The sequence below is a fragment of the Vibrio sp. 10N.222.47.A9 genome, from assembly GCF_963872585.1.
In the GTDB taxonomy this organism is placed as follows: Bacteria; Pseudomonadota; Gammaproteobacteria; order Enterobacterales; family Vibrionaceae; genus Vibrio; species Vibrio splendidus.
In genome coordinates this window covers 1-369 of sequence record NZ_CAWNBB010000110.1, presented here as the reverse complement: position 1 = coordinate 369, position 369 = coordinate 1, and the positions used below count along the sequence as shown (strand labels likewise).

The following is a 369-nucleotide window of genomic DNA, read 5'->3' as shown; positions in this document are numbered from 1 at the left end:
CAAGAAGGGTTAATTCTTGATAACTGTTTGCCGGACTCAATTGTGAATCAATGTAAACATTGATTCGAATACAAGACACTTGAATGTGTTTGTTGTGTTTATCTAATGAAAGATAAACATTGAGAACTTTTAAATTTGATTGAATTACTCGTAAGTAATCAATCAGTCAGCTTTCCAAATTGTTAAAGAGCTTGATTCAAACTAATGAACCATTTTTAAATATTTTCAGATAAAAACACTTAAAGATGGTGGAGCTATGCGGGATCGAACCGCAGACCTCCTGCGTGCAAGGCAGGCGCTCTCCCAGCTGAGCTATAGCCCCATCTGGAAAAGTATTTCTACTCTTAAACTTTCTAAACCTAATCAATC

General features: G+C 35.8%; 1 tRNA gene. It reads right to left on the bottom strand.

Going from position 1 to position 369, the window contains the following annotated elements:
• Positions 1-246: 246 nt before the first annotated feature.
• Positions 247-322, bottom strand: a tRNA-Ala gene (locus AACT19_RS25415).
• Positions 323-369 lie beyond the last annotated feature (47 nt).